The organism is Alkalibacterium psychrotolerans, assembly GCF_054784355.1.
Window position 1 is genome coordinate 149,700 of record NZ_BAAGPH010000034.1, and the last position, 13,817, is coordinate 163,516.

General features: G+C 43.5%; 9 protein-coding genes. 8 read left to right on the plus strand and 1 reads right to left on the minus strand.

The window, feature by feature from the left end; translation table 11 throughout:
• The first annotated feature begins 32 nt into the window (after window positions 1–32).
• The 6 genes from ACYVLS_RS06345 to purR all read left to right on the plus strand — a co-directional run bounded on the left by ACYVLS_RS06345 (window position 33) and on the right by purR (window position 9,884).
• Window positions 33–749, plus strand: coding sequence for a metal ABC transporter ATP-binding protein (locus ACYVLS_RS06345; protein ID WP_460322566.1), 717 nt, complete (start codon window positions 33–35; stop codon window positions 747–749).
• On the plus strand, window positions 686–1,540 hold the full coding sequence (locus ACYVLS_RS06350; protein WP_460322568.1) for a metal ABC transporter permease: 855 nt from the start codon (window positions 686–688) through the stop codon (window positions 1,538–1,540). Before ACYVLS_RS06345 ends, ACYVLS_RS06350 begins: the two co-directional genes overlap by 64 nt.
• A 323-nt stretch (window positions 1,541–1,863) precedes the next feature.
• The gene (locus ACYVLS_RS06355) at window positions 1,864–4,080 is read left to right on the plus strand and encodes a glycosyltransferase (protein WP_460322570.1); all 2,217 of its coding nucleotides are present in this window, start codon (window positions 1,864–1,866) and stop codon (window positions 4,078–4,080) included.
• Window positions 4,081–4,176: 96 nt separating this feature from the next.
• Entirely contained in the window at window positions 4,177–5,262 is a 1,086-nt protein-coding gene (locus tag ACYVLS_RS06360) for a GGDEF domain-containing protein (protein ID WP_460322572.1), read from the plus strand.
• 194 nt (window positions 5,263–5,456) lie between these two features.
• Window positions 5,457–8,888, plus strand: coding sequence for a pyruvate carboxylase (locus ACYVLS_RS06365; protein WP_460322575.1), 3,432 nt, complete (start codon window positions 5,457–5,459; stop codon window positions 8,886–8,888).
• Window positions 8,889–9,041: 153 nt separating this feature from the next.
• Window positions 9,042–9,884 carry a pur operon repressor gene (purR, locus tag ACYVLS_RS06370; protein WP_460322577.1) on the plus strand — a complete coding sequence of 281 codons (843 nt, stop codon included), beginning with the start codon at window positions 9,042–9,044 and terminating at the stop codon, window positions 9,882–9,884.
• A 548-nt stretch (window positions 9,885–10,432) separates the two neighbouring features.
• Here the strand turns inward: purR and ACYVLS_RS06375 are convergent.
• Window positions 10,433–11,053, minus strand: a complete 621-nt coding sequence (locus ACYVLS_RS06375) for a YflT domain-containing protein (RefSeq protein ID WP_460322580.1) — start codon at window positions 11,051–11,053, stop codon at window positions 10,433–10,435.
• A gap of 234 nt (window positions 11,054–11,287) precedes the next feature.
• On the opposite strand from ACYVLS_RS06375, the gene glmU reads away from it, so the two are divergent.
• Window positions 11,288–12,661 carry a bifunctional UDP-N-acetylglucosamine diphosphorylase/glucosamine-1-phosphate N-acetyltransferase GlmU gene (gene glmU / locus ACYVLS_RS06380; RefSeq protein WP_460322583.1) on the plus strand — a complete coding sequence of 458 codons (1,374 nt, stop codon included), beginning with the start codon at window positions 11,288–11,290 and terminating at the stop codon, window positions 12,659–12,661.
• A gap of 110 nt (window positions 12,662–12,771) precedes the next feature.
• A complete protein-coding gene (locus tag ACYVLS_RS06385; RefSeq protein ID WP_460322585.1) occupies window positions 12,772–13,746 on the plus strand; it encodes a ribose-phosphate diphosphokinase in 975 nt (324 codons plus the stop codon).
• The last annotated feature ends 71 nt before the right edge of the window (window positions 13,747–13,817 follow it).

Below are 13,817 nucleotides of genomic sequence, written 5' to 3' on the forward strand. Positions count from 1 at the left end.
AAACAGTAAAAACATGAAAGGAGCAGCCAGCAATGCAGTACATTAAAGTAAATGATTTGGCTTTTCATTTTGATGATGAGCCTGTACTTGAAAATATATCCTTTGAAGTGAACTCAGGAGATTTCGTCATGCTGACAGGCGAAAACGGAGCAGCCAAAACAACTTTATTGAGAAATATATTGGGATTATTAAAACCTTCAAGAGGGAATGTAGAATTGTCGAGTAAGAATCGATGGGGCGATAATCTTGTGGTCGGCTATGTACCGCAGCAGGTTGCTTCTTTTAATGCCGGTTTTCCCAGCACAGTTCTGGAGCTCGTTCAGTCAGGACGGTATCCTAGAGGCAAATGGTTTAAACGGTTGGATAAAGAGGATAAAGTGCATGTGAGAAAGTCACTTGAATCGGTTGGCATGTGGGATATGCGCCATAAGAAAATAGGTGAACTCTCAGGTGGACAGAAGCAACGTATCTCCATTGCCCGTGTGTTTGCAACTGATCCCGATTTGTTTGTCCTGGATGAGCCAACGACTGGCATGGACAGCAAGTCGCGTGAAGAATTCTACCGTTTGCTTAAGCACAACAGTAAAGTGCACGGCAAGGGTATTTTGATGGTGACGCATGATCATGAAGAACTGCGTCAATTTGCCAACAAACACATTGAACTGATCAGAAAGGAGAATTCACCTTGGAGATGTTTTTCTATGGATTCATGCAAAGAGCCTTCCAAGCATCATTCCTCATCTCACTAACGGCCCCTATACTCGGTCTGTTTCTAATTTTGAGACGTCAGTCCCTAATGGCTGATACATTATCGCATGTATCCTTAGCAGGTGTGGCATTAGGACTGCTTTTGGGGGTTAGCCCGACCTGGACAAATATAGGTGTTGTCGTGGTCGTAGCCATTGCACTTGAATACTTGCGTCTCGTATACCGGACGTATTCAGAAATTTCAGTGGCGATGCTGATGTCAGGTGGTATGGCAGTAGCACTTGTTCTGATGGGACTGAATGAGAGCGGAACATCAGTCAGTATCAATCAGTTCTTGTTTGGGTCGATTGTGACCATCAGTCAGGAACAAGTGGTGCTGCTCGCTGTGTTGACAATCATTATCATTTTGTTGTATGTAGTGTTCAGAAAGCCGATGTATATACTGACCTTTGATGAAGATACAGCCTTTACAGCCGGTCTACCGGTCCGAGTAATGTCTATTCTTTTTAATGTCCTGACAGGTGTCACTATTGCAGTCATTATGCCAATTGTAGGAGCACTATTAGTTTCGGCAATCATTGTGCTGCCGGCAGCCATTTCCATGCGATTGAGCAAAAGCTTCAATGGGGTAATCCTTATTGGTATTGGCGTGGCACTGATTGGCATGCTTAGCGGATTAGTCGCCTCTTATCAGTACGGAACGCCACCAGGTGCATCCATCACCCTCATCTTTATTTTGCTGTTTGGTTTAACATCATTAGTAAAGAAAACACTAGCCAGTACGAGAAGAGAACGGCTCAGCAAACGCCGGGATCTAACCGGCGACTATTAAAGTTATGCACTCCAGTGTAAAGACTTCCGTCTAGATGCTGGAGTGTTTGTGTTTGTTCATAGGATAGATGTATTTAAAATAATTCTTTGTTTTTTAGACACATAATGCAATACACTTGGGAAAGTCATTATAATCTGTGTAAATACTGGTATCAACTATATTAAGGGCTTAACTATTATTATAAAAAGTATTATATTCATTCAAGAGAAGCAACGTCATCTAAAATTGCCGTGCGAAATAACAACGGTAATGATAAAATTAACTTGTGTTAAGCAGCAGATAAGATTAATAGTTGACAATTATGAAAGTAAAGGGTGGAGAGAATGAATGAATTAGCTTTATTGTATATTGGAATGGTCAGCGCTTTATTTATAGTGTTTTACTTTGCCGGTATGAAAAAGCCCGCAATCAAAAAAGCAAGCATTGTCTTTTTTCTACTGTTTCAGCTGATTTATTTAATCTGGCGGTCAGTTTATACACTGCCATCAGTCGGTTGGCTCAGTCTGATAGCCGGACTCGTATTGCTCTTTACAGAATGGGCCGGTTTCTCTCAAAATATCGTAACCAGTCTGTTATTCTGGAAGAAAAACAAACGCAGTAAAAAATCATTATCCGGCTTCGACAGCCTTCCCACTGTCGATGTTATGATTGCTACATATAACGAATCGGTTCCTCTCTTGAAACGTACTATTACGGCGAGTCAGATGATGGATTACCCTAGTGAAAAAATGTCTATACTCGTCTGCGATGATGGAAATAGAGAAGATATCAGACTTCTGTGTGAAAAATTGGGTGTCCGTCACGTTACCCGCGAAACCAATGAACATGCCAAAGCGGGTAATCTGAATCATGCGCTGAGTGTATCGCAAGGGGACATAGTAGTGACTATGGACGCGGATATGATTCCTAGAGCTAATTTTCTGACGAAAACAGTGGGGTATTTCGCAGATGAGCGGACGGCCTTTGTCCAGGCTCCGCAAGCATTTTATAATGATGATCCCTTTCAGTTTAACTTATTCGCTGGAGACCGCATCAGTAATGAACAGGACTTTTTCATGCGTCTTATAGAAGAACAGAAAGACCGCTTCAATGCGACTATGTACGTTGGCAGCAATGCTTTGTTCAGGCGTGAGGCAATTGAAAAGATAGGCGGCTTTGCTACGGGGGTCATAACAGAAGATATGGCGACCGGTATGCTTATACAGGCTGAGGGCTATGAAACGGTCTTTGTCAATGAAGTTATTGCTGTCGGTCTGGCGCCGGAAACATACAAAGACTTACTTAAACAGCGTGACCGCTGGTGTCGAGGAAACATCCAAGTCATGCGTAAATACAATCCCCTTACTACAAAAGGCTTGACAGCCATGCAGAAACTGCTTTACCTCGACGGTATGCACTATTGGTTTTTCGGTCTCTATAAAACAGTGTATTTGCTGGCACCGATACTATACCTTGTTTTCGGTATTATTGTTTTGGATGCTCAGTTCACCAGTCTGCTTGTTTTCTGGATTCCTGCATTTCTCTCATCACAGCTGTTTGCTCATCTGATTTCGGATAATAAAAGGACGGTTATGTGGAGCAATGTATATGATATTGCGCTGGCACCAGCTATGTCCTGGGCAATCATTTCCGAGCTGTTCCTCAAAACAAATAAAACCTTTAACGTCACCCGGAAAGGTGTCTACACCAATCAGCGCCACTTTCTGTGGCATGCCAGTCTGTTTCATATGCTACTGGGCGGTTTGTCAGTAACTGGTCTAGTTAGAGGACTCACAGCCTTTATTCGTCCCGAACTAGTGAATCTTGAAGTGAACAGTCTGTATATCAATCTGTTCTGGACCAGCTATAATATCTTTGGTCTGATTATTGTTCTTCTTATCTTTTTCGAGCGGCCACGCTACCGGTCATCCGAGCGTTTCGCCAACCATGTCAGTGCATCTGTTCTTAAAGGCACCCACGAGGTACCTGTCCAGTTGCTTGACTTAAGTGACAACGGTGCACGCTTGACAGGTCCTAAAGACCAACTTAATAAAAAAACCAGCACCATACAAATTAAATTTACTGAAGACGTTAGTATACTTGCGGAAGTTCGCTGGGCAGATGCCACGAATAATGAACACTTAGAATGGGGTGTTCGTTTTATAGACATGACACATGAACAATACAGCTATCTGGTTGGTCAGTTATACAGCGCGCCAGACAGTTCTTTAGGAGAAAAAAGTTATTACCGACCTGGTCTCTTACCGACTGCCTTCAATTTTCTCAGACAGACCAAACGGATTCCTTTATCTCAACGTCGGCTCATCATGCGTGAAAAAGTAAAAGGGCGAGGGATACTTACTCACGGAGAACTGAACTATTCAATCCAGCTGATTGACATAAGTGAAGAGGGCAGTCAAGTTAAGTCCAAACACAAGATGAGCGTCGGCGATCGCGTCAGTATTCATGCCCCATTTGAAGAAGTCAATAACCGTCAGGGAGAGGTCAGATGGATTAAGGCAGGCTTCCAGTCCTACTTTATAGGTGTGCGTTTTGACTAAATATTCTAGACAGCCTCTCTAAAGCTGGAAGTATCTGTAGGTGAACAGCTATCTCCAGTCAGGTTGATAAGTGAACTGAAATGAAAGGAACGTTACATGTATGGTCTTATAGAAGACTTGCTGATTAATGTCAGTTTAGTCATCACGTTAATATTTCTATTTATGAAAGCGAGATGGAGCAACAGGCAGGAAATAAATTCCGGTAAGTTGGCCTGGGTATTAGATGGACTTGCAGGCGGACTCATGGGAATGCTGCTGATGCATTTTTCAATTGCAGTTGCTCAAGGAACCATAGCAGATTTCCGCTACCTTCCGATAGTCTTGCTTATGCTGTTTGTGGGCAGGAAATCCGCTTTAATCAGTACGATTATTATCGCGTTAGGTCGTTTTCTCATCAGTGTCAGTTTGTCCAGTTATATCGCTCTCGTTGTCAGTATATTTCTTTACATCGGTTTAGTGGTTATTGACCAGTGGAAAATGAATGCAAAGCTAATGGACAAAGCCTTGATGATGATTATCTATTCTTCTTTTCTCTATACAGCAGTACTGATCAACAGGGTAACAGATACTTCAATACTCTATCCGCTTGTGTTTCTTTATGGAATCATTTCAGTGGCGGGAGGCTTATTCGCCGTTTTCTTCATGAACTATGTACGAACAACCGAATACCTTCTGAGAAAATATGAAATCGAATCAACGATAGATTATCTGACCGGCTTAAAGAATGTCAGAAAGTTCAATCATATTTATGATCACTACAAAAAGCAGGCAGTCTCTACAGGTCACCCTCTGAGCATTGCTATGATAGACATTGATCATTTCAAGAAATTGAATGATACTCATGGCCATGCCGCCGGTGACTTTGTCCTGATGGAAATGGCTCAGATTTTCGAAGATATTCTGGAAAAAGATGCCTATGTTTTCAGAAAAGGAGGAGAAGAATTTGTGGCGCTTTTTCCGTCTGCCTCCTTTGGACGTGTGGTTACTTTAATGGAACAGTGTCGTAAACGAATTGAGCATCATCCCTTTGCGATAAACGACTATACTAAAGTGTTCAGCACGATTTCAGTCGGAATCAGTCAGTATCCTTCTACCGTTAAAGAAATCAGTCAACTTAATGATGTTGCGGATGGAAAATTGTACCGAGCGAAAAATAATGGAAGAAATGTTATTATATACTAAACTATTGTTTTCAAGAACCTGCATAATCGTCTGTCTGCATTGTGAGCATAAGCAGTCAGGAGCGATATCACTGCAGGTTCTTTTGCTAAAAATGAAAATAACTTTTTGTTATCGATCAAACTCTGTTAAAATAGAGAGTAAGGTTAAGAGAACATTATAATATAGTAAGTAAATAAGGTTGAGGTGAAACAGATATGAAAAAAGTATTAGTAGCTAACAGAGGCGAAATAGCCATTCGAATTTTCAGAGCACTTCACGAGTTGAATATCAGTACAGTCGGTATTTATGCTGCCGAAGATGAAGCGAGTGTGCACCGTTTCAAAGCGGATGAAGCTTATCTGGTTGGTAAAGGAAAAAAGCCGATTGATGCTTATCTAGATATTGAAGGCATTATTGCTATAGCAAAAGACTCAGGAGCTGAAGGTATCCACCCGGGTTACGGTTTTCTGTCAGAAAATCTGCAGTTTGCCGAACGCTGTGCAGAAGAAGGTATCCAGTTTATCGGACCGGAAGCAAGACATCTGGATGTTTTTGGCGACAAGTTAAAAGCAAAGGAAGTCGCGAAGGAAGCTGGTATACCAACCATTCCGGGAACAGACGGACCGGTTGCTTCAGCTGAAGACGTTGTGGCTTTTGGTAAAGAATTCGGTTACCCCTTAATGATGAAAGCAGCACTTGGTGGTGGTGGACGCGGTATGCGTGTAGCTTACAATGAAGAAGAGGCGATTGAAGGTTTCGCGCGTGCCAGTAGTGAAGCGAAAGCAGCTTTTGGTCGCGATGACATCTATGTGGAACGCTACATTTCAAATCCTAAGCATATTGAAGTACAGATTTTAGGCGATACCCACGGCAATATTGTTCATTTATACGAACGGGACTGTTCAGTTCAAAGACGTCACCAGAAAGTGGTCGAAGTTGCCCCATGTGTGGATTTGTCGCCTGATATAAGACAGGACCTTTGCGACACAGCTGTCAAGCTGATGAAGCATGTAGACTACGTCAATGCGGGAACCGTTGAGTTTTTACTTGAAAATGACGAGTTTTTCTTTATAGAAGTCAACCCGCGTGTTCAAGTTGAGCACACCGTTACGGAAATGATTACCGGTATCGACATCGTTCAGAGTCAGATCATGATTGCTCAAGGCTACAATCTGTTTGACGAAGTCGGCCTACCCCAGCAGGAAGATATTCCGTTGACCGGCGCAGCTATCCAGTGCCGAATCACAACAGAAGATCCTATCAACAGCTTCTTGCCTGACACGGGTAAAATTAATACGTATCGCTCACCAGGTGGTTTTGGTATTCGTCTGGATGCGGGAAATGGGTTCCAGGGATCGGTTGTTACCCCCTTCTTTGATTCCTTGCTGGTAAAACTATCAGTACAAGCGATCAACTATGAAAAAGCCGTACAGAAAATGACCCGCTCACTGATTGAGTTCAGAATTCGCGGAGTCAAAACGAATATCCCGTTTTTGATTAACGTTCTGAAACACCCAGTTTTTTCTTCAGGCAAAGCAACCACGCGTTTCATTGACGAAACACCGGAACTCTTTGAGTACCCGAAACTTCGGGACAGAGGAAATAAATCTCTAAAATACATCGGGAATGTGACCGTCAATGGTTTCCCAGGTATCGGTAAAGTTGAAAAACGGGCCTTCAAGGAACCGCGTCGACCGGAGAATCTGATTCTGCCGGATAAAGATCTGGTTTATCCTAAACACATTTTAGATGAAAAAGGTCCGGAGGCTGTTTCGCAATGGCTGAAAGAACAGAATTCTGTTCTGATGACGGATACTACTTTCCGAGATGCCCACCAAAGTCTTTTAGCTACCCGTATGCGTACGCATGATATGCTGGAGATAGCAGAAGAAACGGAAAAGGCTATACCGGAACTGTTTTCTCTTGAAATGTGGGGCGGGGCAACGTTTGACGTGTCCTACCGTTTCCTGACAGAAGATCCATGGGAAAGACTGAGAAAGCTGCGCAAGAAGATGCCGAACACACTGTTCCAGATGCTCTTTAGAGGATCCAATGGTGTAGGCTACGAAAATCTGCCGGATAATGTTCTGGAAGAATTTATCAGACTAGCGGCTCAGAACGGTATCGATGTTTTCCGAATCTTTGACAGTTTAAACTGGCTGCCGCAGATGGAAAAAAGTATTCAATACGTTAGAGACCAGAATAAAATTGCTGAAACAGCGATCTGCTATACGGGTGATTTGAATGATCCGTCTCAGACTAAATACACAATGGACTACTACAAGCGAATGGCAAAAGAACTCGAGGCAATGGGTGCCCATATTCTGGCTATCAAGGATATGGCGGGGCTCTTGAAACCACATGCGGCCTATCGTCTGATTGGCGAACTTAAAAATACAGTATCCATTCCGATTCATCTGCACATGCATGATACAAGTGGGAACGGCGTGTATACCTATGGTGCCGCTATCCGTGCCGGAGTCGATGTTGTCGATGTGGCCCAGAGTGCTTTGAGTGGTAAGACAAGTCAGCCAAGCATCAGCAGTCTGTATTATGCACTGGAAGGCACGTCCCACGCTCCGAAATTCAATATTAAAAATGTTGAGCAGCTTAACCGCTACTGGGAAGATACGCGCAAATACTATGCGGACTTTGAAGAAGGCATGCCAGCGGCGTCCACAGAGGTCTATACTCACCAGATGCCAGGCGGACAGTACACCAACTTGAAGCAGCAGGCGAAAGGTGTCGGACTGGAAGACCGCTGGGATGATATCAAAGAAGCCTACACTCTCGTGAACAAAATGTTCGGGGACATTGTCAAAGTAACACCGTCTTCTAAAGTAGTTGGTGATATGGCACTGTTTATGATTCAAAATGATCTGACAGAAAAAGATATTTATGAAAAAGGAGAAGATATTGATTTTCCTAAATCAGTTGTCAGCTTCTTCCGAGGCGATTTGGGTATTCCTGAAGGGGGCTTCCCTCAAGAACTTCAGCGATTAGTACTGAATGGTGAGAAGCCTTTGGATAAGCGACCGGGCGACTACAAGCAGCCAGTCGACTTCGAGCTGGTCAAAGGGGAACTGGCAGAACACCTTGACCGCGAACCGACAATGGAAGAAGTGGTAAGTTACATTATGTATCCACAAGTCTATCTCGATTATACCTTCTTCTACAATATGTACGGAGAAGTGCATAAGTTTGATACGCCGACCTTCTTCTATGGTATGCGTATGGGGGAACAGGTCGAAGTAACGCTTGAAAAAGGGAAAACCCTGATTATTAAACTGAATCAGATTGGTGACCCGGATCTGGAAGGAAACCGCACCCTCTACTTTGAGTTGAATGGCCAAGGCCGTCAGATTGAAGTGCAGGATAAGAGTGTCACCACAACGACGGCAATCCGCAAGAAGGCAGAGCCGTCTAATAAAGGACACATTGGGGCCACTATGCCGGGATCTGTACTTCAGGTGCTGGTCAGTCGCGGCGATAAAGTTCAAAAAGGCGATGCCATTGTCATTACAGAAGCTATGAAAATGGAAACAACTATCCGTTCATCAATTGACGGAAAAGTGGAACGCCTATTCGTTAAAGAAGGCGACCAGATTCAGTCAAATGATTTACTGGTGGAAATTGAAACAAAATAATGAGGATGAAAAGTGCGCCTCGAGCGCACTTTTTTACTTTTCACGAACATTATTTGCGAAAATGTGAAAAACAACTGTTAAAATACGAATAAAAAAGGTAGAATAAGTAAGATAATGATATAAACGTACGCTACTCAGAGAGGTGAACGAAAAGTGAAAGTAAAACGAAGTGAACGGTTAATTGATATGACGCATTATTTAATGGAGCATCCCCATACATTGATTCCTCTGACGGTTTTCGCCGATCGGTATGAATCAGCTAAATCCAGCATCAGTGAAGATTTGACTATTGTCAAAAATACCTTTTCCAAAAGAGGACTGGGATTCCTGGAAACACTGCCAGGTGCTGCTGGGGGCGTCAAGTATATTCCTAAAATGAAAGCCGAAGACGTCGATCAGTTCATCAGTGATTTATGTGAGGAGCTGAATCATTCCAAACGTCTGCTTCCGGGAGGCTATGTTTATCTGTCCGATATGCTGGGCGATCCGAAATGGCTCAGACGAATCGGTCGTGCGATAGCATCGAAGTACATGGATAAAGATGTCGATAGCGTTATGACCGTAGCCACTAAAGGTGTACCGATTGCGCAGTCGGTTGCGTTTTATCTGAATGTACCTTTTGTAATCGTTCGTCGCGACTCCAAAGTCACCGAAGGGTCAACTGTCAGCATCAATTACGTTTCAGGTTCGGCTTCGGATCGTGTTGAAAAAATGGAGCTGTCGCGAAGAAGTCTGGATATGGGGTCCAAAGTCCTCATCGTAGACGATTTTCTTAAAGGCGGCGGAACCGTCAACGGTATGATTAGTCTGATTGAAGAGTTCAACTCCGAAGTTGTCGGATCTACAGTCATTGCCGAAAACTTATTCAACGGGGAACGCTCGGTTAAAGACTATACCTCCTTAGTTAAAATCGACCGAGTGGATGCGCAGGAACGGACTATCGAAGTCTCATCAGGCAATTTTTCGCTCGATTCACACGATAAGGAAGAGAACTAATAATTTGAGTGCACCGATTTTCCTATTGGGTACGAGATAGCATGAACTCAGGCCGAATAGCCAGCCGACTTGATGCAATAACCAGAGATAAGCCCAACTCGCGGAGTACCTGAGACTTGAGTTAATGGAAAAACCAGCGATTACCCCAACTCGCGGAGCACGAGAGGCTAGAGTTAATGGAATAACTAGGGATTGCCCCAACTCGCACAGCATGAGTCACTAGAGTTAATGGAATAACTCAAGATAAGCTCAACTCGCGGAGTAGCTGAGACTCGAGTTAATAGAATAACTAGGGATAAGCCCAACTCGCGGAGTACCTGAGAGTCGAGTTAATGGAATAACTAGGGATAAGCCCAATTCGTGGAGTACCAGAGGCTGGAGTTAATGGAAAAACCAGCGATTACCCCAACTCAATAGTCGGGAGTTCTTCAAGTTGATATAAAACAGCTCAACCTGGCAAAAAATCGACGGATTGAGCCGTCACAAAGTGCAACAAAAAATCATTCCACCTGAACCTTAGAAAGGCTATCAGGTGGAATGATTTTTTGTTAATCGTCCAGTTTTTCCTTGCGGGTCTGACGCATTCTGCTGTCCGTCGAATCTTCCGGATTGGCTTCTCCATGAGTATCTTCCAGTTCAGGAGGGGTGCCGTCTGTTGTCTTAGGCTCGGAAGGCACTTGTCCACCGTCACCCATACCTTGGACGCTTCCTTCATCGGGGAAACCGGCCGTAGTACCAAGTGTATCCAGCTCAGGGTCGTCTGCTTTTACCTGATCGGATGAAGATTGTTCACGTCGATCTTTACCGTCATCGGCCTTGTCGATTCCCACTATGACATAGCCTTTTTTCAAATCGTCACGGTACATGTGCAGGGTGTCGTCTTCGACAAGGTAATTGGGGTCCTCGTAGTAATCGTCATCACGGACTGTAAAGGCGTCCTTAAGTGATTCCCAAAAACTTTTATCATTGTCGCCGTCTTCGTCAGTGCCGTTCACGTCCGGATTAGCGACTTCTACGTCTTTCGGGTTGCGAAGTTGTGTGCTTTTTTCACTATTCGTGTATATCGTGATGTCCTCTTTATCGTATCCCTCGCTGATCAGTCTTTTAACAACGGATTCAGCTTCTTTCTCCGTTGGATAGCTACCTATTATGGTCTGATTTTTATTCATCGAACATCCTCCTTCAAATTATAGGACTAAATTGGTCTGCATTTATAGCGGCAGCCAGTTCGTCTACTTAAATTAATTATAGGAAAGTGTGCGAAATAGGACAAACAATACACCTTATCCAGCTTGAAAAGCCCCGCTTCATCAAGTATCATGTAAGAAGGTTTTTATGTGTTCTGCATAAAAAGTTGTAATAATGCTAAAGTGGTATAACTAAAAAAAGATGAGGAGAAAATCATGTCTAACAGATTTGCAGTTGTTCTTGCAGCAGGTCAGGGAACACGCATGAAGTCCAAGCTTTATAAGGTCATGCACCCTGTCATGGGAAAACCGATGGTTGGTCACGTTGTTGATCAGGCGATGGAAGCGAAAATGGATAAGGTCGTTACAGTAACTGGAGTAGGGGCTGAAACGGTCCAGGAGTACTTAGGAGATAAAAGTGAATATGTTCTTCAGGAAGAGCAGCTAGGAACAGCGCATGCTGTTGAACAGGCCGCTGACTTGCTGAAAGGAAAAGACGGCACCACACTTGTCATCTGTGGGGACACGCCATTACTGACTACAGATACTTTGGAAAAATTAATGGCTCATCATGAAAAAGTTGGAGCTAAAGCTACGGTATTGACTGCACATGCAGAAAATCCATTTGGTTACGGACGCGTAATCCGCTCTAAAGATGGAGCAGTCTCCAAAATTGTCGAGCAGAAAGATGCTTCTGAAGAAGAGCAGGCGGTTCAGGAAATCAATACAGGTACGTACTGCTTTGACAACCGTGCTTTATTTGATGCGTTGGAAAAAGTGGACAACAACAATTCACAGGGAGAATACTACCTACCGGATGTCATGGAAATTCTGAAAGACCAAAGTGAACTCATTTCAGCGTATCAGCTTGAAGACAAGTCAGAAGCGCTAGGGGTCAATGACCGAGTGGCATTGGCTGAAGCCAGTAAGTTGATGAAAAAACGAATCAATGAAAAACACATGCGCAACGGCGTAACATTCGTTGATCCTGAACAGACCTATATCGAGAGCGATGTGGTTATTGGTCAGGATACTGTAGTTGAACCGGGAGTCTACTTGAAAGGTCAAACCGTTATTGGGGAAGACAGCTTCATTGGCGCGCATTCAATTATTGAAGACAGTGAAATCGGCAACCAGGTCAAAGTCAGAAGTTCACTGATTGAAGCCTCTAAAATGGGCAACAACAGTGATATCGGACCAAACAGCCACTTGCGACCGGATTCAGTTCTGGAAGAAAAAGTCCACGTTGGAAACTTCGTTGAGATTAAAAAAGCAACCTTAGGCAAAAACACGAAAGTCGGTCATTTGACATACGTCGGCGATGCCACATTAGGTGAAAATATTAATCTGGGTTGCGGTACCGTATTTGTCAACTATGACGGCAAGCAGAAGCATCACATTGAAGTAGGCGACAACTCCTTCATCGGCTGCAATACAAACCTGATTGCGCCTGTTTCAGTCGAAGCCAACACTTATATTGCTGCAGGGTCAACAATAACAGACCGAGTGCCTGCAGAAGCACTGGCGATTGCACGAGCACGTCAGGTCAATAAAGAAGGCTATTTTAAAAAAATGCCTCACAAAGATTAGAAATCTCTTTAAAATAGGGCTTTCATTAACTTGTACAGTTGATTTATTCAAGACTTAAGCATAAACTAAGAGTAGGTAAAATAAAGAGTGAAAAATAGATGGAGGCCGACATGTCTGAACATTATTCTGATCCAAAACTGAAGATTTTTGCACTAAGTTCCAACAAATCTTTAGCTGAGAAAATAGCTAAAGATGTTGGAGTTGAGCTGGGAGAGGTTTCAGTCAACAAATTTAGTGATGGTGAAATCCGCATCAATATTGAGGAAAGTATTCGAGGAGACCACGTGTATGTGGTCCAGTCAACTTCTGCGCCAACAAATGACCATTTGATGGAAGTTCTGATTATGATTGACGCATTGAAAAGAGCGAGTGCGAAAACCATTAATATTGTTATGCCATATTACGGCTATGCCAGACAGGACAGAAAAGCACGGTCACGTGAACCCATTACAGCTAAGCTGGTAGCCAACATGATTACACAGGCGGGCGCAGACCGCATGCTGACGCTTGATCTGCATGCCTCTCAAATCCAGGGATTCTTTGATATTCCAGTGGATCACCTGCTGGGTGCATCTCTGCTGGCAAACTGGTTCCTTGATGAAGGACTGGGCGGAGAAGATACAGTTGTCGTTTCACCGGATCACGGCGGAGTGACGCGTGCGCGTAAATTGGCAGAATTTCTGAAGTCCCCATTAGCGATAATTGACAAGCGTCGTCCAAAAGCTAATGTTGCGGAGGTCATGAATATTGTCGGTAATGTTGAAGGCAAGACTGCTGTTCTGATTGACGATTTAATTGATACTGCCGGTACAATTACATTGGCTGCTAATGCACTGATTGAAAAAGGTGCCAAGGAAGTCTATGCATGTGGAACACACCCTGTCTTTTCAGGTCCGGCTATTGAACGTCTGGAAAAGTCTTCCATTAAGAAAATGGTTGTTACAGATTCAATCATGCTTCCTGAAGACAAGAAAATCGACAAAGTGGTTCAGGTCAGTGTTGGCGAACTGATGGGACATGCCATCAAACGCATTCATGAGAATCGTTCAGTATCTCCATTATTTGAAAAACAGTTCAAAGGCTAATGATAAAAGCAGCCGGTTAATGTTTTGAGTTTGAAAGACAAGGCGCTTAAAGCCGTCCGTTAATCATTCTC